The sequence below is a fragment of the Pseudoalteromonas sp. MMG033 genome, assembly GCF_057197785.1.
In genome coordinates this window covers 3,558,434-3,580,641 of sequence record NZ_CM170070.1, presented here as the reverse complement: position 1 = coordinate 3,580,641, position 22,208 = coordinate 3,558,434, and the positions used below count along the sequence as shown (strand labels likewise).

Here is a 22,208-nt window from a genome sequence, read left to right as displayed (position 1 = left end):
TATGAAGAAGTCGATGCAGTTAGAGCGCAAGTATGTCAAAACAAACGCTACAAATACTACAACAAGACTTTACGATTCATAGCCTAGATAGCGATGAGAGCATTCCTAGTAATGTACTCAAATCTGATATTTTTTTTATTGCTAAAACAACTGAAGAATTATCAATCGTTTGTCCTTCTGACATAAAAGTTGATAGCTTCGCCGCTGAGCCATACTGGAGAGCCATAGAGATTATCGGTCCATTGGGGTTTTCACTGACTGGGATTATGTCTAACATCTCAGGTGTATTAGCAAGTGCAAATGTGTCTATTTTTTCCATTTCAACATACGATACTGACTACATTCTTGTTAAAGAACAACAACTCAATAATGCAATTCAAGCGCTCAGAAAAGACGGTTACCTTTTTGTTTAATGATATTTTCTAAACCTATTAATTACGCACCAATTACGCAAATTGCCAATCCCCTTTTACATATTGCCAGCCCATTTACTGGTAAAGTTTTTCCATTGACAAATCATCCTTTACCTCTGTTTTCAACTGGCATGATAGGCAGTGGCGTGTGTGTCAAAATGAATCAAGCACTGATGATGTCACCATGCAATGGCAAAATAATAAAGGTTGGCCAACAAGGCTGTGAATTTGTGATCCGTGCAGAATCCGGATTGCAATTTTTACTACACCTTAATATTCCCAATGAATATCGCAAAATGGAAAACCTTATTAAACACTGTATTGGACAAAAACACATCATCACTGGCGATATTCTTTGCTACTTCGATATACCACAGGAATTGCCCATCACAGGCACACTCATAATTCTCAATGCAGATAAATTAGGCCCGTGTTATTATCCGCTAAATCAAGTCAACGCGGGCAAAGATCCGCTAATAACATTATCAAGAGCTAGTAAATTATGAGCATAGTTTTATACGGTATTCCAAATTGTGACACGATTAAGAAAGCGAAAAAATTTTTACAAGAACAAAATATTGAGTTTGCTTTTCATGATTACCGAAAAGATGGTTTAACACCTGAGTTACTAGACAGCTTTGTGGCAGAGCTAGGTTGGGAAACGGTATTGAATAAACGTGGCACCACATACAGAGCCCTTAGCGACGAGCAAAAACAAACACTCGATGAAGCGTCTGCCAAGCAATACATGCTCGACGCACCTGCTATGATCAAGCGCCCTATTTTACAAGTTGATTCGAAGCTACACATTGGTTTCAAAGCAGCGCAATATCAAGAGATTTTTAAATGAGCCAAACCCCACTTAGCGAAGTGCTTGAACTTGCCTCAGCCCTTATCCAACGCCAATCAGTCACACCTGAAGATGCCGGATGCCAAAGCTTAATGAATAGCCGTCTCGAAAAGCTGGGGTTTAACATTGAAGAGCTATTTTTTACAGATACACTCAACACATGGGCAAGAAAAGGCACGCAAAGCCCGCATTTTTGCTTTGCAGGGCACACAGATGTCGTGCCAATTGGCAATGAAAAAGATTGGTGCCACCCACCATTTGCAGGTTTAGTTGAAGACGGTATTTTACACGGCAGAGGCGCTGCCGACATGAAAGGATCGCTCGCGGCTATGGTTGTCGCGACAGAACGATTTGTTGCAAAACACCCTAACCATCAAGGCTCGATCAGCTTTTTGATCACATCCGATGAGGAGGGGCCATTCATAAATGGGACTACCAAGGTCGTCGATTTGCTTGAAGCACGCAACGAGAAAATTGATATGTGCCTTGTCGGTGAGCCTTCATCTAGAGAAACATTAGGCGATGTAGTCAAAAATGGTCGCAGAGGTTCCTTAACTGGCTATTTAACCGTGAAAGGCATTCAAGGCCATGTCGCTTACCCCCACCTTGCTAAAAACCCAATTCATGATGTCGCACCAGCACTTACTGAGCTGAGCAATAAAGAATGGGATACGGGCAACGCGTTTTTCCCTGCTACCAGTTTTCAAATCTCAAATATTAACGGTGGTACAGGAGCTGGCAATGTCATCCCTGGTACTGTTGATGTGCAGTTCAACTTCAGATTCAGTACAGAGTCCACTGTTGAGCAGCTACAAGACGGCGTAAATGCAATATTAAAAGCACATAACCTAGATTATGAGCTTAATTGGACAGTGAATGGCCTGCCCTTTTTAACCGAGCCAGGTGAGTTGCTCAACGTCACATTGGAAGCTATCAAAGAAGTCACGGGTATCGAAGCAAACCCTGAAACAACGGGCGGTACTTCTGATGGTCGATTTATCGCACAAACAGGCTGCAAGGTCATTGAACTTGGCCCTGTAAATAAGACAATCCACCAAGTAGACGAGCAAGTTTGTGCCAAATCTCTAGACGATTTAGCGCTCATCTACGAGTCTATTCTTGAAAAGCTCTTGGTAAAAGCGTAATGAATAACATTGCGCTTCAAGCACTTGGGTTGGACTCATCTCATTTAGTTGAATATCAAAATAAGTTTGTCCACAAAGAGGTAATCAAGGACTTAGATTCCCTCAATAAAGCAGCTAAAGCAGCTGGCTTTGCGTTTTCGATTGCATCTGCACATAGAAATTTCCACCGTCAAGCCATGATTTGGAATGCTAAATTTAGTGGTAAACGCCCTATTCTTGATAACAATAATGCACCTGTTGATATTCACCATCTCAGTGACGAAAAAATTGTCGAGGCAATAATGTTGTTTTCAGCGTTGCCTGGAACAAGCCGACATCATTTTGGCAGTGATCTGGATGTTTACGCCAGTAACTGCCTTGGAGCTGGAGAGTCATTGCAGCTTGAACCTTGGGAATATCAATCAGGCGGTCCATTTTATGAATTTTCATGCTGGCTTGATGCGTCATTGTCACAATTTGGTTTTTTTAAACCGTACGATACATATCGAGGTGGAGTTGCTGCGGAGCCTTGGCATATAAGCCATCTAGAGACCGCGTATAAATTAGAGCAACATGTATCACTAAATACAATTCAACAAGTGATTTCTGAGCAAGATGTTCTTGGAAAGGAAGCGATATTAGCAAATTTACCAAAACTATATTCTCAATTTATTACCAATATCGCAAAGGGCTAAACGCCCTTCTAAAAATAAAACTTACTGTCGATAATGATCAAAAAAGCGGTGCATAGACTGTAATGCAGGCTCTAGTTCATCTTTATGAGGCAAGAAAACCAACCTAAAATGATCAGGAGAAGGCCAATTAAAAGCCCGACCATGAACAAGCAGTATTTTCTCTTCCCTTAAAAGGTCAAGTACCATTAACTCATCGTTTTTAACGTTAAAGTGTTTTGTATCAACTTTCGCAAAGGCGTACAAAGCACCTTTTGGTTTTACACAGGAGATACCTTGAATTTCGTTCAACCCCTGCCATGCAATATTGCGTTGCTCATACAAACGCCCGCCGGGTAGAAGCAGGTCGTCTATCGATTGCACACCACCCAAAGCCTGCTGTATCGCAAATTGTGCTGGTACATTTGCACACAAACGCATAGAAGCGAGCATGTTCAAACCTTCAAGTAAGTCACGCATGACAGAAATTTTACCACTTGCCACCATCCAGCCCATTCTAAGACCAGCGGCTCGGTACGTTTTAGCTAATCCATTGAACGTAATCACGGGTAAGTCATCACATAACGAACCAATTGAAAAATGTTCTGTACCATCAAACAGTATTTTCTCGTAAATTTCGTCACTTAGAATAAGTAACTTGTGCTCTCTGGCAATCTCGATAAGCTCTTGTAAAAGCGCTTTGCTATACACGGCTCCCGTTGGGTTATTCGGATTAACTAATACCAGTGCCTTTGTTTTACTGGTGATCTTATCTTTGATATCGGCAATATCAGGGAACCAATCTGCACATTCATCACACATGTAGTGCACTGGCGCACCCCCTGCTAATTTAACAGAGGCAGTCCAAAGCGGATAATCAGGAGCGGGGATCAATACTTCATCGCCGTCATTCAATAGAGCTTGCGTGACCATTTGGATCAGCTCACTCACCCCATTGCCTATAAAGGTGTTATCAACACTGATATTTGGAAAGTTTTTCTGCTGATAGTATTGGTAAACAGCAACACGTGCTGAGTACAATCCCTTTGAATCACAGTATCCCTGCCCGTCTCGCAAATTTCTAATAATGTCACGGTGCATGTCTTCAGGCATATCAAAGCCAAATGCTGCTGGATTACCAATATTGAGCTTTAAGACTTTGACGCCTTCATCTTCCATTTTTTGTGCTTGTGACAAAACAGGTCCGCGAATGTCGTAACACACCCCATTTAATTTATTGCTTTTACTTATTTTATTCATGATATTCCCCTCAATCCAAACTTAGCATAACGATGAATGAGGGGTTTTAAAAGAGTCAATTGCTGAATTATTTAATTGAAGTGAGATTAGGGCAATACATCTATTTATACTTATTTCGATAGCGCTCTTACCAAGCCGAACCCTTTATTTACACACTGGAAGTTAGCCACCTTTGTAAAAGCACTTTAGAGGCATCTACCTCTGAGCACAAAACACTGACTTGCGTTTTAGCATGCTCTATATTGTTTTCGACCAATGACATCTCAATCGTTCTAGCCACATCAGCCAAACTCATTGCACCAAATTGTGCCGCATTTGATTTAAGGCTGTGCGCATTTCTTGTTGCCGCTTCTAAATCATTATCAATAGTCGCCTTAACCTCATTTGCCAGACGATCAAATTCGCTTAGACAAAACTCTAACGTATCAGTAAATTGCTCTCCAAGCAGTGCCTGCATGTTTTCCAAGCAAGTTTCATCAATTCTAGTATCCATAAAAGTCCTTTATTGTCTATTGCCCGTGTATCTAATTATAACTATATGCTAGTTAAGAGTATCAACAAGAGCAAAGCCAACTATAAATTATGTTAAGATATATACCAATGTAACCTGTTCTAAGCCTATATGAAAAGAAGTACCTGCAATATTTGCCATTTTTCTATTAAAACATGTGTTTGTCACTATATTAGCCCTGAGATGAGCAATGAAACGACAATCATCATATTGCAGCACCCGAACGAAGTTTGTGTAGCAAAAAATACAGTTAGACTGTTAAACCTTCAATTAGGCAACATTCAAACATACGTAGGTGAAAGTCCGTCTGATTTTTTAACCCCACAAAAAATAGCCTCTTCGAGTCATTGTGCTTTACTATTTCCTAGCGAAAATGCGCTTCAAGTTGAAAATATTGATAAAAGTGTAAACCCGATAGACACACTGTTCGTACTAGACGGCACTTGGAAAAAAGTCAATAAAATTGCCATGCTAAATCCTTGGTTAAATGATCTGCAAAAAGTCTCATTTTCACAATTGCCAGAAAATAAGTATTCGATTAGAAAAGCTGAACAATCGTACAGTTTATCAACCTTAGAAGCGTGCGCATATTTCTTATCCTGTTACGAATCGTTAAACGTTAAGCCACTGCATGACTTGCTTGCAGGTATGATACATGAACAGACCAAATTTATGCCCGCAGACGTTAAACAACGATACCTCAATGAAGAGCACTAGATTACATAGGCATTTTAAGCGCTCAGGACCTGATTATCGGTTTGGTGATCAAGTCTGCTTTGACGAATTAAAAACGACATTTGGTTTTAAAACGATTACTTTAGGAAATTGGGTTACCAAAGAAGAGCAACACCTAAGTGCCAATTTAATCTATGACTCACTGGCTGATCTTGCCCAAATACTCTCTCTTCCTCCAACCGCTATAGGCCTAAGAGGTACTTTGAACCTCGCGTTTGGGAGTGGTGGCCAAAAGGGTGTGCAAGCTCACTATGCCCCATCTACTCGAACCTTAGCGCTTGCAAAAAATGCCGGAGGCGGTGCGCTTGCACATGAGTGGTGGCATGCATTTGATCACTATATATGCAAGCACCTGTTTGGGTCCAGTAAGTCCAACGACTTTGCTTCATCGCTTTGGCTTACAAATTCACCAGAGACAGCTCATCCACTCAATCAACTACTAGACCAAGTCTATAAAAGTATTTTACTTAGCAGTGATGGCAATAAACCAAGTGCCTTTTTTCAAAGAGGTATTCATTTAGACAAACAGACACATCAGCTCTATTATAGTTTGCCGCAAGAGCTCACAGCACGTGCTTTCGAATGTTTTGTTGCACATCAACCTAGTATTCAAAACGAATTCTTAGTATCTGATGTCATCAACTCTAAGCTGGAACACGCCGGAGGATTCCCCCTCACCGATGAGATTCAACCAATAACCAAAAATATTGAACGCTACTTTCATACGTTAGGTCATGCACTACATTCCCAATCTAATTAACGTAAATATAATCACCCAGCCAATTGATTATTAGAGATATTAATATATTATTCATCTTTGGGTGTTTTTTTGCATTTAATCTAGTAGAACATAATTTGTACTAGTTCAAAAGGATTTAACTTGGTGAGTTTTTTAAGGCAGTTTCATAATATTGTATCGAAACAAGAGTTGAGCACCGAGGAAAAAATCCAATCATTACTGCGGTTTGGTCTCGACGTTTTTGATCTCGAAATAGCAATTGTTAGTCAAGTTATAGATGATAAATACACCATTTTGTATGTCGAGTCAGATAGCCCTTCACTCGAACCAAAATGCCAATTTGACTTAGCAGGCACGTACTGTACTCACACTTTAAAAGCCAATAAAGCGCTGTCCTTTCACCATGCGGGTTCGAGCAACATTGCTTCCCACCCTTGCTATCAAAATTTCCAACTAGAATCATATATCGGTGCACCGATACGCATTGCAAATCAAACATTTGGAACTATTAACTTCTCCGCGGCCAAGATCAGTAACCCTTTTACAGCAGAGCACAATGACTATGTAGAGTTATTTGCTCAGTGGCTAGGATGTGAACTTGCAAGAATGGAATCTGAAAGCAAGTTCAAGAATAACTACAAAACGCTCGCAAAGATGGAACAAGTTGCGTCAATGGGCAGTTGGCGAATTGATATATCTTCTAATCAAGTATTTTGGAGCGATGAAGCTAAGCGGATCCACCAACTAGAGTTAGATTCGACACTCTCACTCAATGAATGGTTTGCACTCATCAACGAAGATGCGCATCGTCAAGCATTTTCCAGTGCAATTGATAATGCCTTAAATAAAGGCTTGCCATGGGAGTTAGAATTACAAATCACAACCAAACTAAACAAAGAAGTTTGGGTGTCATGTCACGGGGAAAGAACCATTGATCAAGATGGGGAAATGTATCTAATTGGTTCAATACAAAACATTACCAAAGATGTCGAACTAAGAAATAGCCTTCAACAACAAAAATTAGACGCCGAGAAATTGTTAAATGAGCGTAGCTTACTTTTGGCGAAAATAAGCCATGAAATGAGAACCCCATTAAACGGGATCAATGGCATGCTATTAAGTGCCATGGATGAAACTGATAAAAATAAGATTACAGAGCACCTTCAACTTGCGCTACGCAGCACAGACATTTTAACTGGTCTGGTAAATGAAATTTTAGACTTTTCAAAAATATCTCAAGAAGGCCTTTCTTTAACTCACCAAGATTGCAACCTCTGCTCTTTAATCGATGACCTTGTAGAATTATCTAAACAGCTGGCAAGCAACAAAGGTATTGATTTTCGCTCTGACATCAAATTACCTAAAACATGCTGGGTAACATGTGATCCACTACGACTCACTCAAATTATCACTAACCTTATTAGTAACGCCGTCAAATTTACTGAATATGGCAACGTGAGTCTCAGAGTCCACTCTCAATCTCGCGCGGATGGCGTCAATCTTTTTATTGATGTGAATGACACAGGGATAGGCATGTCACCCACAAGCATCCAGTATTTATTTGAACCATTTAAACAAGGGGAAAACGAAATAGGTCGTCATTTTGGCGGAACTGGGCTTGGCATGTCCATTGTGAAGGAACTGATAGATCTCATGCAAGGCACAATTAATATTACCAGCGCTTTGCAAAAAGGCAGCCAGTTTAGTGTGTTTATCCCGTTAAAATTAGTGCCTAAACCCGCTATCGAAGAACCTCTAAAGCAGCATGATTTTGATGCATCCAGCTTGAATGTGCTCGTTGTGGAAGACAACCTGATTAACCTAAAAGTGATGATAGCATTTTTAAATAAATTTAATATTTCCCCGCATACTGCAAGCAATGGTGAGATTGCGATAAAACAGTGTGAACAGAATAAGTACGACATCATATTCATGGATAGTATGATGCCGGTTATGGATGGGCTGACAGCTGCAAAGATTATTTTTGACCGTAAACTCCTTCCACATCATGCTACCATTATCGCTATGACTGCTAACACGGATGAGCTCAGCAAAAGGCACCTATCTGAGGTGGGAATGACAGATATGCTGCCAAAGCCCATCGACTTTATGACGCTTGGCAACTTGATCTCCAGCGGTCTTGAAACTATGCCCGTAATTAACACTTAAGATGTGAGGTAATGAATAACGTCCTCAACCTCAATCATTCTATGCAGCCATTTTTTGTAATCTTCAAAAGGTAGTGGCCTTGAAATAAAATAACCCTGTCCAATGTCGCACTTGTACTGTTGCAACTGACGATAGCATTGCTCACTTTCAATTCCCTCAGCAACAACAACTGAACCTAAACTGTGCGCCATATCACAAGTAGCTTTACAAATTGTTTGATTAGTCTTCGAACTTTCTACGTCCATAACAAAGCGTTTATCTATTTTCAATTTATCAAATCCAAGTTGACTTAAATAAGCCAATGATGAATAACCAGTACCAAAATCATCAATCGCTACTCTAAGCCCTATGCTTCGATAATCACCTAAAGTATCAAACAACGTATTTTCATTCTCCACTGTTGCTGACTCAGTCACCTCCAAAACAATTTGTGTCGGTACTAATGTATATTGATTAACTAGCTCGATAAGTTGCACCGTTAGCTCTTTACGACCTACATCTTTACCTGAGATGTTAAGTGATAAGGTATGATCAGGTAATAATTGAACAAGCTCCGCTTGCTGTTTTAGTCCGGTTTCAATCACCCATTCCGTGAGTTCGTAGATAATACCCGAAGACTCAGCTACAGGAATAAACTCACTGGGTGGCACAACACCTAACTCTGGGTGATGCCACCTTAATAATGCTTCTGCACCGTATACACGGCCAGTTCCAAGATGAAGCTGGGGTTGAAGGTATAAGCTAAGCTGCTTTCGTTCAATAGCCACCTTTAGCGCAGAAGCAATTTTTATACGCCTTTGAGAGACGATTGAATTACCAAAGTCAAAAAGCTGCCACTTGTTAGTCCCGGCAGGCTTTGCAGCCATTGCCTGCATAGCACACTGTATTAACGAGTCGGCATTTGTGGCATGAATTGGATTACTCGCCACCCCTATTTCAAGTTGATCTACCAATAAGTCTCCACCAAAATCAATGCCTTCCTCAAAGCTAGCAGACAAAACACAAACAAACTGCTCTACTTGGCTAAGTTCAAACTTTCCGAGTAAGACAATTGCAAACAATGAATCATCTAGGCGATAAATCGCGGTATGCACATTATTATGCCCTGCAATGACAGTATTGCCGTACGTATTTAACTGCTCACCCACTTTCATCAGAAGTTTTTTTAGGTGAGCATTAGCATAGCTCCAGCCCATATTTAATCTAATCGTTTGCAAAACCAGCGGGCGAAAAAGAAGTAAAGTATGATCTTTTTGACTTTTACCTAAGCCATCTAGACTCTGCTGCAACATATAGCGATTAGGGGCGCCGGTATCTTTGTCATGCGTGGCATAGAACAACAGCTGTTTTTTCTTGTTTTTATCATGCCAGTACAAGTATGCCGCAAGTAAAACAACATGTAACGTGACAAATATCTGGTTTAGTACGGATGGATCAATCGACACATAGATTCCAAATTGATTCATGAAAACATACATTTTAAAAATAAAAATAGGCAACCAAGCGATAACAATCGCCATTACTTCACGTTTATGTTCATAAAACTGATTTTGTAGTACCAAAATATACAATAAGAAACAGATCAAGCTACCGATTAGGTGGAAGACAAGAGAGTGCTGAGCATTCAAGGGGGCTATCAAAACAGCTAACCCTGCCAGTGCCCAAATAGATGCACTGACGAGCCTAGTGAATTTTGGGTCAGAGCGTTTAACTACGACAAAATAATTTAGAAAGAGTACCGCAAAAATCAAAGAGAGCAGATAGATTTGGCTTTGATAAACTGCAAAATAGCTTGCCAATTCGCTTGGAAAAATTAAGTTGTTGGCGCCATTATATGCGCCTGTTTGTATGCTGACACAGACAAAATAGGCTGCTAAAACCGCTAGCCCTTTTCGTGACTGACTTATCGCCATCAATAAAACAAAAATAGCAATGAAATAATGGATACCACTGCTGGCACCAGTAATAAATAACCTTTCATTAAGTGCCTCTCTATACTGTTCCAACGACATCACAGATAAGGACAACATGCCATTATACTTAGCCTGTACCTTGATGTAGGCATCGTAGTTCTGATTGTCGGTAGATAATGCGATAGAAGGCAATATATGAAGATTAGGCGCAAGATGCGCGAGTTCTGGTGAAATAAACTTGTAAGCTGCAACTTTACCGTTAGCAACCTGATACAACTTGAAAGTGCCTTCAATAGAGCCTAAAACGACTAAAGTCTCGCTAGCTAGCTCACTGACACTAGAGACTTTTATCCAAAGTGTTTCGCCTTTAATAAAACGAATTTCTCCCTTAGCAGCATTAAAGCTCGCAGAACGGTCAATGATGGAATCTATGGTCAATTGGTTTGATGTATCTGAAACTTGCTCAATGATATAACTTTGAGATGCAAACGAACCATAGCTACAAATTAAAAGCATGCAAAACAATGCAATGTTCTTAACATACAACCACATACCCACCTCCTTGAGTAAGTGATTTCGATTGCCAATAGCCTAGGCTATCACAAACATGTCAACGTTAATGTCAATTCAACCAGACACCCCTAAAAACCACATGTATAAGTATGATGACTAACAACCCAATTACCAGTGTTCAAGAGAAATAAAATCCCCAACATCATACAAAATAGACATTTAGTCGTCAGAAAAAGTAATTTCGACTGCTGATGTTTCAGCTGATTGCAAGTGCAACATACTACTCAAAAGCTGTGCACAATAAACATAATGTTCAGCCACCTTAGTACCTTGAGAAATTAAGTTTTCCCCTTTTTCTGACTCTTCTCTAATCTGAATATCTAGTGGGATCTCAGCTAATAAAGGCACACCATGGCGCGCCGCTAACTCACTGCCGCCATCAGAACCAAAAAGCGCGTTTTTCTCACCACAGTGCTGACAGTTAAAGTAACTCATATTTTCAATAAGTCCTATTATGGGCAAATTAACTTGTGAAAACATGGCAATGCCTTTTTGTGCATCAGCTAGCGCTAAGTCCTGTGGCGTTGTAACAATGACTGCGCCACTGGCTGGTAACTTTTGCGTCATAGTAAGCTGTATATCGCCTGTTCCTGGAGGCATATCAACAATAAGGTAATCCAACTCACCCCAGTCGGTTTCATTAAGTAACTGATTTAATGCCTGCGACGCCATTGGCCCGCGCCAAACCGTCGCATTTTCGGCTGGTACCAAGTAACCAATAGACATTGTATTTAATCCATATTTTTGCATCGGATTCAGTGTTTTATCATCTTTCGCTGTCGGTTGCTCACCAACCAAACCCAATAATGATGGAATAGAAGGTCCATAAATATCCGCATCAAGTAAGCCTACTTTTGCTCCCTCTTGTTCGAGCGCTAATGCTAAGTTTACCGCGGTTGTTGATTTACCCACCCCGCCTTTACCGGAAGCAATAAGCACAATATGCTTTATTTTCTTAAATTTGTATGAAGTAGGGATACTGGTTTCAATGGTAACAGCGACTTCTTCTATTTTATTTTTATGTAGATATTGCTCAAGTTGCTTTTGTTGAGTGTGTGCAGCAAAAGGAAGCGTAATCAATACACGATATTGCGACTTACTTTTTTCAATCGATGAGATCCACTCGTTTTGAACCCCCATCGGAAAAATCGCACTACGATAGCTATTTAATAGCTTCATAATCTCAGTTTGCTGTGGATCTTCTTTACTAAAAAACTTCTTGATGCCAAACATACAAATAAAACGCCATCAGGTGATGAAAAGAACGCAGGAATTATGTAACATTCGATAAATTAAGACCAGTCAAAATCGCGTTATTTGGGCATAATCCAGTTGGTCAAAATATTTGTATTTAATTTAACCGTCAAATTGAATACAAAGTGACACTGGCGTTAGCCGATGCGGCTAATTAACCTTGGGAAAACTATGACAAAGAGAAAAATTCTCATCACAAGTGCATTACCATATGCAAATGGCCCAACTCATTTAGGGCACTTACTTGAATACATTCAGACTGATATTTGGTCACGCTTCCAAAAAATGCGTGGCCATGAAACATACTATGTTTGTGCTGACGATGCACACGGTACTCCGATCATGCTGAACGCGCAAAAGCAAGGTATCACACCTGAAGAAATGGTTAAGAATGTCAGTATTGAAAGACAGCGTGACTTTGCTGATTTCAATATCGTTTTTGACAATTACCACAGCACACATAGCGATGAGAACAAAGCTCTTAGTGAACTTATCTATACTCGACTAAATGATAAGGGCCACATCAAAAAGCGTACTATTTCGCAGTTGTTTGACCCAGAGAAAAATATCTTTTTACCAGATAGATTCGTAACTGGTACCTGCCCTACATGTGATGCAGTAGATCAAAACGGTGATAGCTGTGATGCCTGTGGCGCAACATACAGTCCAACAGAACTAAAAGACCCTCGCTCAGCAATGTCTGGCGCAACGCCCGTTTTAAAAGACTCAGAGCACTACTTCTTTGATCTGCCTGCTTTTGAAGGCATGTTAAAAGAGTGGCTACATTCAGGGAGTTTACAAGCCGAAATGGCAAACAAACTGGAAGAATGGTTTGCTGAAGGTCTTCAGCAGTGGGATATCAGCCGTGATGCGCCTTATTTTGGTTTCGAAATTCCAGGCGCGCCAGGTAAATACTTCTACGTGTGGCTAGATGCACCGATTGGTTACATGGCAAGCTTTAAAAACTTATGTGACAAGAGTGGTATCGACTTTGACGCATTCTGGGGCAAAGACTCAGACGCGGAGCTATATCACTTTATCGGAAAAGACATCATTTATTTCCACAGCCTATTTTGGCCTGCAATGTTAGAGGGCGCAGATTTTAGAAAGCCAACTAACGTATTTGCTCACGGGTTCGTTACTGTAAACGGTGCCAAGATGTCTAAATCGAAAGGTACGTTTATCAAAGCGCGTACTTATCTTGAGCATTTAGACCCTGAGTACTTGCGTTATTACTACGCTGCGAAACTAAACAACGGTATCACTGACTTAGACTTGAACCTAGAAGACTTTGCACAACGCGTAAACTCTGACCTTGTCGGTAAAGTTGTGAACATTGCAAGTCGCTGTGCAGGATTTATTACTAAGAAGTTTGCTGGTAAGTTAAGTGACAAGATCATGGACGAAGCGCTTTTAGCAGAGTTCAGTGCTGTTTCTGATACCATTGCAACCCACTTTGAGAATCGCGAATATAGCCGTGCTATTCGCGAAATCATGACACTTGCTGACAAAGCAAACCAGTTTATTGACGCTGAAGCTCCTTGGGTATTGATCAAAGACGAAGCGACTCAAGAACGCGCACATCAGGTATGTTCACTTGGTTTGAATATGTTCAAGATTATCCTGACTTACTTAAAACCAGTATTACCTGGCATGAGTGCAAACGTCGAGCAATTCCTTGCAACAGAACTTACTTGGGAAACAGTATCTAAGCCATTAGTTGGCCATGAAATTAATAAGTTCAAAGCATTAATGCAGCGTGTTGATTTAGATAAGGTAAATGCAATGGTAGACGCATCTAAAGAAAGCTTAGAAGCTGCTAAACCAGCTTTAGATCCAAATAGTCCGCTAGCTAAAGAGCCAATCGCAGACGAAATTGAATTCAATGACTTTGCTAAGGTTGACTTACGTGTCGCTAAAATCGCTAAAGCTGAGCATGTTGAAGGAGCAGAAAAACTGCTTAAATTGACGTTAGATTTAGGTGGTGAAACGCGTCAAGTATTTGCAGGTATCAAGTCAGCCTATGCACCAGAAGACATTGAAGGTAAGTTAACTGTGATGGTAGCAAACCTTAAGCCGCGTAAGATGCGCTTCGGTATGTCTGAAGGCATGGTTTTAGCCGCAGGTCCAGGTGGTAAAGAAATTTATATCTTAAACCCTGACGACGGCTCTGAGCCAGGTATGCGTGTAATGTAATACAATTCATTGAGGGCATGAAACTATATTTCATGCCCTCATTTTAGGCTGGCTTCTCTTTAAATCTAGGCCTCTTGCGACAAAGTGCAGAATAAATCTACTCTAATTTATACCCTTTATACTTAAATATTTTAATTGTTTAAATACTTTTGAAACTATAATAACCCATCAACAAATACTACCTACCCCTTTAAATAATATCATGTGCACGCTAAAGTAAATTCTCACAACATGTAAAAAGGAATGTAAAATGAGAATTAATAGAGTGTTACCTTTGATGATCATAATAAATACATCTGCTTTAGCATCATCAATCATACACGATACTGATGGCACGCCCGGTAGAGTCACCTATTATAACCAAACTGCACTTAATGTGATGGTGACCCAGTCAAGCTCTGCATACGACATCCGTGTTTATGCTCCATACCCAGGTAACGAACTCCCTTGCCAACACGCCGCAATTTTCGAAAAGTACACACATACTCATCTCGCTAATGTGCAAATAAATGGAAGCATTTTAACGGCTCAACTTGAACGTGGCCACGAACACAAAGAAAAGTATATTGAGGTGCAATGCATCGATAACTCAATTTCATCAGTACGATTAAGGCATAACATTGCCCCAGCACCTAAAATCAAATTAAAAAGCAAAATGACAGCATCTCACTGGCAAGATGGCGATCATCTTTATCCGGGTTTTTATCAAGATGTACGCTATCAAGCTACTTTAAACATTAATAACAGCGAAGAGACTGGTTTTTGTACTGCTTCAAGTATTGAAAGTGACGCACCATTAAAACTAGAGCCATGGCACAGTGATGGTTTTATAAATGATATTATCTCTTTTGATGAGCCTACCTATTATGATGCAAGAACAGCAACAATATCAGCACAAATAGTCTGTAGGAATACAGGCGGCACAACTCGAATGGTCGAGACTTGGAAGCTAAATCAAAATAATATCACTCGGGATATATCTACCTATATAAATTAACCATTTTTAATATATTAACTCTAGCCCTATTTAAAATATGATTTAGTATGGGCTAGCTTTAATTAGAACCTATTTTTTTTCATTCATATGTGCTGTTGGCACTTTCAACTTCACCTCTAGGCCTTTATTAGGTTTTGACCAAGCTGATATCTCGCCTTTAAGTAACTGTGTGACTAAATTATAAACAATATGCATACCTAAACCACATCCCCCTTGACTGCGTTTAGTGGTAACAAATGGGTCGAACATTGTTTGTAAGTTATCCGCACTCATTCCAACACCATCGTCTTTATAAACCAACGACCAATAGCCATCTATTTGATGGACTATTACACTCACCCCACCAGACTCTTTTCCTTCAAAACCATGCAATATCGAGTTGTTGTATAAATTGGTTAGGATTTGATAAAGAGCGCCGGGATAAGTATCTACATTCACCTCCTTATCTCCTTCGATATCCAAGGTTATCTGCTTGCCATTTGCCAAAGGGCTTAAAGACTTAAAGACATCCTCGACATAGCATTTTACATTTATTTCTCGCTGGACTTCACTGGAGTGATCAACCGCGACTTGCTTAAAGTTACTAATTAACTCTTTAGCTCGGTCAAGGTTACGGCTCATCAATAAATAGCCCTCTTGTTGCTCCTCAATAGACTGCTCTAAATCAGACTGTTTAAGTGTCTGATTCTTTAATTTAGTCGCGACCTGTTGCAAGCACTCTTGATTATAAGAAATTGCCGTAATAGAAATACCTAGCGGAGTATTAATCTCATGGGCAATACCGGCAACAACGTTACCAAGTGAAGCCATCTTTTCACTCTCAATAAGCTCTTGTTGCGTTCTTTTGAGCTCTATCATCGCTTGCTCTAGCTTCTGGTTCTTTTGATAAAGTTCGTCAGTGCGTACTGCGACCTTAATCTCTAAATCTTCATTTAATGCCTGAAGTGCATTCTGATGTGCTTTGAGCTCGGCTATGTCTTTTAAGGCGCCAGCGAGCCGTTTAACCTTGCCATGACTGTCTCTACTGACAACCTTGCCTCGCTCCAATACCCATGTCCATTGGTCATCAATGGTTTTAACTCTAATTGCGATCTCATATGTATCTTGCTCACCATCTAGGCAAGCTTCGAGTTTTTCTTCCCAAGCAATGTAATCTTTTGGGTGTATAAACTGCACAGCGTCATGGACGGACATCTCTGACTTGCATTGTCCATATTCAATTCGGGGTCTCACACTGTGGCGATAAATTTTATCTGTATCAATATGCCAATCCCACATTTCGTCCTGACTGGCCCACAAAGAAAGCTCTAAACGCTCCTGCAATTCATTCATTATTTTGTTGTCATTAACAACTTGTAAGAATCGCTTTTGTCGCTGTCTAAACCACATGACTAGAAGAAGTGATAAAAGAATGAAATAAAGTGTTTTAGTCAAGTTACTCCACCACCACGGCGCATTAATTTTTATATCAAAATGATGGACAGGAGATGTTTGATTAAAACGATTAATTGTATAAGCCTGAACTTGATAATTGCCTGGGTTTAACTTGAGCAGATTAATTTGCCTAACCCCATCAGCAAGCTTAAGCCACTGTTCACTGAGCCCAATAATACGATAGTAAAATCTAAGGCCTTCAGAACCATAGTCCAAACTTGAGTAATGCAAAGACACAATATCTTGGTCATATTCAAGTTCGAGGAAAGTAGTGAGCTCGGGTGCTAATTTTAATTCTTTATTTATCGACGGGCAATGTTTTACCCAATAACTCTATATTGGAGGTTAATAATGGTCTAATTAATGGGGATATGGTTATCTGCTCAGGATGAAATTGATTAAATCCATTTGACCCACCAATGAATACTCGTCCATCTGGCGCTAGCCAGCTCGCATTATAATTAAACTCATTGCCTTGCACGCCATCCACAGGTAAGAAGTTATCAATTTTAAAGTCATGAATATTTATTCGCGACAAACCACCACTCGTGCCTAGCCAAATATGATCTTGCTCGTCATACAAAAGTGCCCAAATTGCGCTATTTGCTATTCCGTCCTGCCTTTTAATGGTTCTAACCACAGAAAACGTATTATCAATAACAGAAATGCCCGTTTCACTTCCTGCCCAGACTCGACCAAAGCTGTCAGCTTGCAACATAAATACGATATCAGAAGCCAAAGCATCAGCAATAGTAAGCTGTGTTAAGCTGCCCTCTTCATATTTGAAAAGCCCATCGCCGATACTGCCAAATATAAGCGCATTACCTTGGGGCAGTAGTGATGAAACGTGACTAGGCGCATTCTCCATGTTTAGAAATGGCTCTAACTTGTTTGATGATTCATTAAAAAACAACAACCCCATCGAGCGTGAGCTCACCAAAATTCGACCTTGAAACTCAATGATGTCATTAAAGCTCAGCTCTGGGCCTTTACCGACATCGGGAATAATATTCAATAATGTTCCGTCATCTAAGTTAAACCGATAAATACCTAACCCACGTGTTGCAATCCACATATATTGATCGCGAATATACAACTTAGTTATAAATGCACTCTCAACAACCGAGAGGTTCGGAAAAACGCGGTGTGCTCCTTTAAACCCTGTTCCATCGAAAAAATATAAGCCTGAAGAGGTTGCCAGCCAAAGTCTATCAAACCTATCTAATGCAAAATTTCTAATATCAGGCTCAGGCAGTGGGCTATGTGGATAGTTAAAAGCACTGATATGACCGAAGTTCTCACTTAATTGGCTAATGAAATGTAACCCACCTGTCTCAGTACCAAACCATAGATCTTGATTACTATCGACCAGTACAGACATGATGCTGTTGTCTTGTAAGCCAAGTCCCTGACCTTCATGCTTAAACCAGTGCTTTTTAAAATTGCCATTCAAGTCATATAAATAAACACCATAATTACTGCCAACAAATAATTTCCCTGTTGATATGTGCAAGTTGTTCAATTCAAGCCCAGCTCCAGCACCAACTGATATCTCCCAAAGCACACGCTCGTATAATGTGTCATAACTCAGCAATTGATTTTCTTTGGTGATCAGAAAAACGCGCTCTCCGCGTAGTGCCAGATACTTAAATTCTCCTGCGAGCAACAAGTCACTTTTCTTAGACTGCAGGTTCAGCGTACTAAATCCGCTCTCAGTGATATAAAAGACTTGATTATTGTAGGCAATCGCATGGCTAGGAAAACGGCCAGCTAAATCTAACGCAACCGGCTCAAGTGTCACTTTGTCGATAAGATAAAAAGCATGGTTTTCAGTGGTGACCGAAATATAATTACCGCTGCAATTGAGGGTTTTTACTCTGTCTGAAGTAATGGCTTGGTAATTTTCTTCTAAAAAACTTTGAAAGCGCCCTGTCACTGTGTGATATGCGCTGAGCCCAGTGCTTGTACCTATCCAAACTGTTTCACCACTGTGGCACAGCCCTGTCACAAACGAACCAGCTAGCTCGTTGGGGTTTTGTTGCGTGCTGGTAAACTGTTTAAATTCATGGCCATCAAATCGGTTAAGCCCAGCCTGAGTACCAATCCATATGTAGCCCAGCTGATCTTCGGTAAGTGCCATGATTGTGACTTGACTGAGGCCTGACTCATAATCAAATCGCCTCATAACTTGAGAGGTATCCGTAAAGACAGGGTTTGCCGCCGTAACAAAAACAGCACACAGCAAAACAACACAAAGGACACCTTGTACAAAAGGCTTAATAACCCGTGTTAATCCTATACACATCACATGCAAGCGCTGTATTAAAAGCATAAATGCCACTTAAGTCTCTATACTTAAACGTAACTATAGCAAAAGCTACGTGTAGCGCTTTAATCCGTGATGTTTAGTTTAAATCAAATTGGGTTACTTCGCCTGTTCCGTGAAGTAGCGTGTATTTAACCAGTTTGCCCTCATCCATACTCACCAAGCTAATTGCAGAGTCCGAAACCAGATACCGTCCATTTTCATAATCAGACTTATGCTTAGAAACAGCGAGCTGCCAACGCTTTGTAAATAAGTTAAATGGACTCCAAGTAGCGAAAAACGCAATATCTAGTTTTTCCAATATCGCCAATAGCCCTTTGGGGAATTCATTTTTAATCCCCGAAGCAGTTAGCTGCCAGATCCGATTGTCATGACGACCAAACCTCGCCTGAACCGAAAAACAAAATGAATAATGTACATCACCAGATAGAATAATTGTTTCCTTAGGCGTGTCTTCTCGCTTGAAGATATCAATAAGCTTTCTAGCTGCTCCCTCATGCGCCATCCAGTTCTCAACATCCACCACTAATGGCTCGCCGCAGGTATTAAAAATTGCCTGAATAGTTTCAATAATTTTTACACCAAATACTGGCGCAGGGCTCACCAGCAGTACACTTTCATGATTAATCAGTACTTCCTGTAACTCCATCAAGCTTTCCCAATCCATCAAGCCACTGGGTTCATCAAAGTCTTGCTCGCTTCGCCACCGGTGCGTTCTGGTATCGATCACAACGACTTTTGGTGTCGTATCTAAACAATAATGCCATTGACCAAATCGATTTATCTCTTTATCAAAACTTTTAAAATACCAAACATTGTCTTTTAAAGAATTGGAAAATCCGGCTAACAATCGACCTGACACTTGGTGCGCATCATTACCAAGACCTTGAAACAACCAATATGCGATCAGCCCATTATTGACAATACGCTTACTAGCTTGAGAATTGGCAATATTTTGCTCCCACCTAGGCGTTAAATTCCAATCATCTGTCACATCGTGGTCATCGAACATCATTAATGTGGAGACGTTGGCCATCAATCTTTCGACGCTAGGTAAAGTTGCAATGAACTCTTTCAGCGCCCTTGATTCAGCCTCAAATAATGTTTGCTGATTTGCGCTCAATTTTCGAGTATCAAACTCAAAAGGGGTGACTAACTGCCAAGCTTTAGCACTGAAATTTAAGACATAAAAAGCCACAAACTCTTCTATCGAGACAAGATGATTAGCGGCTTTAACACTGGAAAAATGAGGCTCATCTTTTCGTAACCAATACCCCAAAGTGAATTTACTTCGACTTTTCCAAGGTACCTTAGGAAGGAATGAGTCTCGATTGTAAAGCTGCTCATCCACTGTATTTGGCAGCCTCAAGTCTAATGCTTGCTCTTTATAAATCCCAAGTAAGTTAATTAACTGCTGGACTGCGACAAGCATTGGGCCTGCGACATCATCAGCATAAACTTGATCGCCTGATAAGATCAGCAAGCTTGCTCGTTCATGACTATTTCTATAGCTTTGAGCCATATAAGAATCGGCTTCAACAAGGCTATCTTTGCTTGGGTGATGCGGGTTTCTGCACGAACCATGCAGTACATTTTTCAATAACTTGGGTACAACTATCTGAGGTGACCCCTGATAGCTCAAGTTGGCTAGGTCCGCTTTTTCGCCTGCATTGAAAATCTGATAGGGTATCTCTTCATCTGTCGTAAACTCCCCTTGTTGCGGAGTAACACACACAAAAGTCAGAAATAGCGCATCACCTAGGCGTATGTCAGTTTGATCTGATAACGTTTGATGCCCTTTTAGCTCAACCTTTAAGTTTGTTTTTCTCGTCGTAACAAACTGCAAGCAAATTTGGTGAGGTTCAGCTCTGCGGACCATAGGCCCGCACAAAAATAGGGGGAGGTTAGATTGATTCACTACTTTGATTACTGCGATTTGCTAAACTAAAAAGCTGGTAAAAATTTTCGGTCGTCGCATGTGCAAGCTCTTTATATTGCAACCCTTTAAGGTCCGCAACAAAATAAGCTACATCCTGAACATAAGCTGGTTGATTAGTTTTCCCACGGTGAGGGACTGGCGCTAAATAAGGAGAGTCGGTCTCAATCAAAAGTCTATCCAAAGGTAGTTTTTTCACTACTTCTTGCAAATCAACTGCATTTTTAAATGTGACTATCCCTGAAATCGAAATGTAAAAGCCCATATCAATGGCTTTTTTAGCCATATCCCAATCTTCGGTAAAGCAATGCAAAACACCGCCACAATCTTGGGCGTTATGGGCCTTCATTATGTCGATGGTGTCTTTTCTCGCATCTCTTGTATGAATGATCAGCGGTTTTTTCAGTTCATTTGCAACATCTATATGTCCTGCAAAACTTTCCTGCTGAACTTGATGTGTATCCTTAGCGTAATAGTAATCTAATCCAGTCTCACCAATTGCAACAACACGGGGATGTTGAGCTAGCTCTATTAGCTCACTCTTATTTAACGCATCACTTTGATTTAAAGGATGTACTCCACATGAGGCAGACACATCTTTAAACGGCTCGATGACTTTCAACATATTAGGGAATTGATCAAGCGTGACACTAACACATAAAAAGTGTTCAACTTGCTTATCGCGTGCAGCCTGCAAAACTTCTGGTAACTGAATATCTAACTTGTCGAAATCTAATCGGTCAAGATGACAATGTGAATCTACTATCATTACTACTTTCTTACATCGTATAAGTTGGTTTATCTAAATTGAGTGAAGTACCCAGCATTTTTATTATTTTATCGTTTAACAATTCAAACTCAGTATCAAAACTAATACCTACACCGGGTGGGTTTGAGTTTTGCGCCCCCTGAGGCGTGATCCAAACGACTTTACCTGTCACTTCTTCTTCTTCCAGCGCATCAGGCAGCATGAGCCTCATAGACACTGGCGTACCCATATCAAAGCGGCTATTGGTTTTTACAAACATACCGCCACTTTTTAAAAATGGCATATAACTGCGATATAACTCGTCGTTGTCTTCAATATCGACTAATAATTCTTGCATG

At 40.4% G+C, this 22,208-nt stretch carries 19 protein-coding genes; 10 read left to right on the top strand and 9 right to left on the bottom strand.

Translation table 11 applies throughout. The annotated features are described in order from the left end of the window. The first annotated feature begins 32 nt into the window (after nt 1-32). From AC2CZC_RS15605 to AC2CZC_RS15585, 5 genes are read left to right on the top strand one after another with little or no spacing between them, the layout of a single operon-like run. A complete protein-coding gene (locus AC2CZC_RS15605) occupies nt 33-413 on the top strand; it encodes an ACT domain-containing protein (RefSeq protein ID WP_063364007.1) in 381 nt (126 codons plus the stop codon). Next, a complete protein-coding gene (locus AC2CZC_RS15600) occupies nt 413-919 on the top strand; it encodes a PTS glucose transporter subunit IIA (protein ID WP_484582499.1) in 507 nt (168 codons plus the stop codon). Before AC2CZC_RS15605 ends, AC2CZC_RS15600 begins: the two co-directional genes overlap by 1 nt. After that, nucleotides 916-1,263 (top strand): ArsC family reductase, encoded by a 348-nt coding sequence (locus tag AC2CZC_RS15595; RefSeq protein ID WP_484582498.1) that lies wholly within the window; start codon nt 916-918, stop codon nt 1,261-1,263. The genes AC2CZC_RS15600 and AC2CZC_RS15595 overlap by 4 nt, the downstream gene beginning before the upstream one ends. Next, on the top strand, nt 1,260-2,408 hold the full coding sequence (gene dapE, locus AC2CZC_RS15590) for a succinyl-diaminopimelate desuccinylase (RefSeq protein WP_211036309.1): 1,149 nt from the start codon (nt 1,260-1,262) through the stop codon (nt 2,406-2,408). The genes AC2CZC_RS15595 and dapE overlap by 4 nt, the downstream gene beginning before the upstream one ends. Next, entirely contained in the window at nt 2,408-3,082 is a 675-nt protein-coding gene (locus AC2CZC_RS15585; protein ID WP_484582497.1) for a M15 family metallopeptidase, read from the top strand. The genes dapE and AC2CZC_RS15585 overlap by 1 nt, the downstream gene beginning before the upstream one ends. Nucleotides 3,083-3,103: 21 nt before the next feature. Here AC2CZC_RS15585 and AC2CZC_RS15580 read toward each other — a convergent pair whose 3' ends face one another. Further along, a complete protein-coding gene (locus AC2CZC_RS15580) occupies nt 3,104-4,318 on the bottom strand; it encodes a pyridoxal phosphate-dependent aminotransferase (RefSeq protein ID WP_484582496.1) in 1,215 nt (404 codons plus the stop codon). A gap of 148 nt (nt 4,319-4,466) precedes the next feature. Continuing rightward, a complete protein-coding gene (locus AC2CZC_RS15575; RefSeq protein ID WP_484582495.1) occupies nt 4,467-4,811 on the bottom strand; it encodes an Hpt domain-containing protein in 345 nt (114 codons plus the stop codon). Nucleotides 4,812-4,940: 129 nt separating this feature from the next. Between AC2CZC_RS15575 and AC2CZC_RS15570 the strand changes: the two genes are divergently transcribed. From AC2CZC_RS15570 to AC2CZC_RS15560, 3 genes are all read left to right on the top strand, one after another. Further along, a complete protein-coding gene (locus tag AC2CZC_RS15570; RefSeq protein ID WP_484582494.1) occupies nt 4,941-5,546 on the top strand; it encodes a tRNA-uridine aminocarboxypropyltransferase in 606 nt (201 codons plus the stop codon). Then, on the top strand, nt 5,485-6,324 hold the full coding sequence (locus AC2CZC_RS15565) for a CLCA_X family protein (protein ID WP_484582493.1): 840 nt from the start codon (nt 5,485-5,487) through the stop codon (nt 6,322-6,324). The genes AC2CZC_RS15570 and AC2CZC_RS15565 overlap by 62 nt, the downstream gene beginning before the upstream one ends. Before the next feature lie 123 nt (nt 6,325-6,447). Beyond that, on the top strand, nt 6,448-8,472 hold the full coding sequence (locus AC2CZC_RS15560; RefSeq protein WP_484582492.1) for a hybrid sensor histidine kinase/response regulator: 2,025 nt from the start codon (nt 6,448-6,450) through the stop codon (nt 8,470-8,472). On the opposite strand, the gene AC2CZC_RS15555 is transcribed toward AC2CZC_RS15560, so the two are convergent. Together AC2CZC_RS15555 and apbC are read right to left on the bottom strand one after the other, a co-directional pair. Further along, nucleotides 8,469-10,937: a putative bifunctional diguanylate cyclase/phosphodiesterase gene (locus AC2CZC_RS15555; RefSeq protein WP_484582491.1), complete on the bottom strand. Its 2,469-nt coding sequence runs from the start codon at nt 10,935-10,937 to the stop codon at nt 8,469-8,471. The genes AC2CZC_RS15560 and AC2CZC_RS15555 overlap by 4 nt on opposite strands. 180 nt (nt 10,938-11,117) lie before the next feature. After that, complete coding sequence (apbC, locus tag AC2CZC_RS15550; RefSeq protein WP_484582490.1) at nt 11,118-12,191, bottom strand: iron-sulfur cluster carrier protein ApbC; 1,074 nt, start codon at nt 12,189-12,191, stop codon at nt 11,118-11,120. 192 nt (nt 12,192-12,383) lie between these two features. Here apbC and metG point away from each other — a divergent pair, with 192 nt between their 5' ends. Together metG and AC2CZC_RS15540 are read left to right on the top strand one after the other, a co-directional pair. Beyond that, nucleotides 12,384-14,408 carry a methionine--tRNA ligase gene (gene metG / locus AC2CZC_RS15545; RefSeq protein ID WP_484582489.1) on the top strand — a complete coding sequence of 675 codons (2,025 nt, stop codon included), beginning with the start codon at nt 12,384-12,386 and terminating at the stop codon, nt 14,406-14,408. 250 nt (nt 14,409-14,658) lie between these two features. Then, the gene (locus AC2CZC_RS15540) at nt 14,659-15,405 is read left to right on the top strand and encodes a hypothetical protein (RefSeq protein WP_484582488.1); all 747 of its coding nucleotides are present in this window, start codon (nt 14,659-14,661) and stop codon (nt 15,403-15,405) included. 69 nt (nt 15,406-15,474) lie between these two features. On the opposite strand, the gene AC2CZC_RS15535 is transcribed toward AC2CZC_RS15540, so the two are convergent. The 5 genes from AC2CZC_RS15535 to AC2CZC_RS15515 form a co-directional block, all read right to left on the bottom strand. Beyond that, nucleotides 15,475-17,076 (bottom strand): ATP-binding protein, encoded by a 1,602-nt coding sequence (locus AC2CZC_RS15535; RefSeq protein WP_484582487.1) that lies wholly within the window; start codon nt 17,074-17,076, stop codon nt 15,475-15,477. 61 nt (nt 17,077-17,137) lie between these two features. Then, nucleotides 17,138-19,171 carry a ligand-binding sensor domain-containing protein gene (locus tag AC2CZC_RS15530; protein ID WP_484582486.1) on the bottom strand — a complete coding sequence of 678 codons (2,034 nt, stop codon included), beginning with the start codon at nt 19,169-19,171 and terminating at the stop codon, nt 17,138-17,140. A 73-nt stretch (nt 19,172-19,244) separates the two neighbouring features. After that, on the bottom strand, nt 19,245-21,044 hold the full coding sequence (locus tag AC2CZC_RS15525) for a metallophosphoesterase family protein (protein ID WP_484582485.1): 1,800 nt from the start codon (nt 21,042-21,044) through the stop codon (nt 19,245-19,247). Nucleotides 21,045-21,069: 25 nt separating this feature from the next. Next, complete coding sequence (locus AC2CZC_RS15520; RefSeq protein WP_484582484.1) at nt 21,070-21,870, bottom strand: TatD family hydrolase; 801 nt, start codon at nt 21,868-21,870, stop codon at nt 21,070-21,072. A gap of 10 nt (nt 21,871-21,880) precedes the next feature. Continuing rightward, complete coding sequence (locus AC2CZC_RS15515; RefSeq protein WP_484582483.1) at nt 21,881-22,207, bottom strand: PilZ domain-containing protein; 327 nt, start codon at nt 22,205-22,207, stop codon at nt 21,881-21,883. Between the last annotated feature and the right edge of the window lies 1 nt (nt 22,208).

Excerpts from the sequence above, each read along its gene's own strand:
- AC2CZC_RS15605 (WP_063364007.1), top strand. The coding sequence starts at position 33 with ATGTCAAAACAAACGCTACAAATACTACAACAAGACTTTACGATTCAT.
- AC2CZC_RS15600 (WP_484582499.1), top strand. The coding sequence starts at position 413 with ATGATATTTTCTAAACCTATTAATTACGCACCAATTACGCAAATTGCC.
- AC2CZC_RS15595 (WP_484582498.1), top strand. The coding sequence starts at position 916 with ATGAGCATAGTTTTATACGGTATTCCAAATTGTGACACGATTAAGAAA.
- dapE (WP_211036309.1), top strand. The coding sequence starts at position 1,260 with ATGAGCCAAACCCCACTTAGCGAAGTGCTTGAACTTGCCTCAGCCCTT.
- AC2CZC_RS15585 (WP_484582497.1), top strand. The coding sequence starts at position 2,408 with ATGAATAACATTGCGCTTCAAGCACTTGGGTTGGACTCATCTCATTTA.
- AC2CZC_RS15580 (WP_484582496.1), bottom strand. The coding sequence starts at position 4,318 with ATGAATAAAATAAGTAAAAGCAATAAATTAAATGGGGTGTGTTACGAC.
- AC2CZC_RS15575 (WP_484582495.1), bottom strand. The coding sequence starts at position 4,811 with ATGGATACTAGAATTGATGAAACTTGCTTGGAAAACATGCAGGCACTG.
- AC2CZC_RS15570 (WP_484582494.1), top strand. The coding sequence starts at position 4,941 with ATGAAAAGAAGTACCTGCAATATTTGCCATTTTTCTATTAAAACATGT.
- AC2CZC_RS15565 (WP_484582493.1), top strand. The coding sequence starts at position 5,485 with ATGAACAGACCAAATTTATGCCCGCAGACGTTAAACAACGATACCTCA.
- AC2CZC_RS15555 (WP_484582491.1), bottom strand. The coding sequence starts at position 10,937 with ATGTGGTTGTATGTTAAGAACATTGCATTGTTTTGCATGCTTTTAATT.
- apbC (WP_484582490.1), bottom strand. The coding sequence starts at position 12,191 with ATGTTTGGCATCAAGAAGTTTTTTAGTAAAGAAGATCCACAGCAAACT.
- metG (WP_484582489.1), top strand. The coding sequence starts at position 12,384 with ATGACAAAGAGAAAAATTCTCATCACAAGTGCATTACCATATGCAAAT.
- AC2CZC_RS15540 (WP_484582488.1), top strand. The coding sequence starts at position 14,659 with ATGAGAATTAATAGAGTGTTACCTTTGATGATCATAATAAATACATCT.
- AC2CZC_RS15530 (WP_484582486.1), bottom strand. The coding sequence starts at position 19,171 with ATGCTTTTAATACAGCGCTTGCATGTGATGTGTATAGGATTAACACGG.
- AC2CZC_RS15525 (WP_484582485.1), bottom strand. The coding sequence starts at position 21,044 with ATGGTCCGCAGAGCTGAACCTCACCAAATTTGCTTGCAGTTTGTTACG.
- AC2CZC_RS15520 (WP_484582484.1), bottom strand. The coding sequence starts at position 21,870 with ATGATAGTAGATTCACATTGTCATCTTGACCGATTAGATTTCGACAAG.
- AC2CZC_RS15515 (WP_484582483.1), bottom strand. The coding sequence starts at position 22,207 with ATGCAAGAATTATTAGTCGATATTGAAGACAACGACGAGTTATATCGC.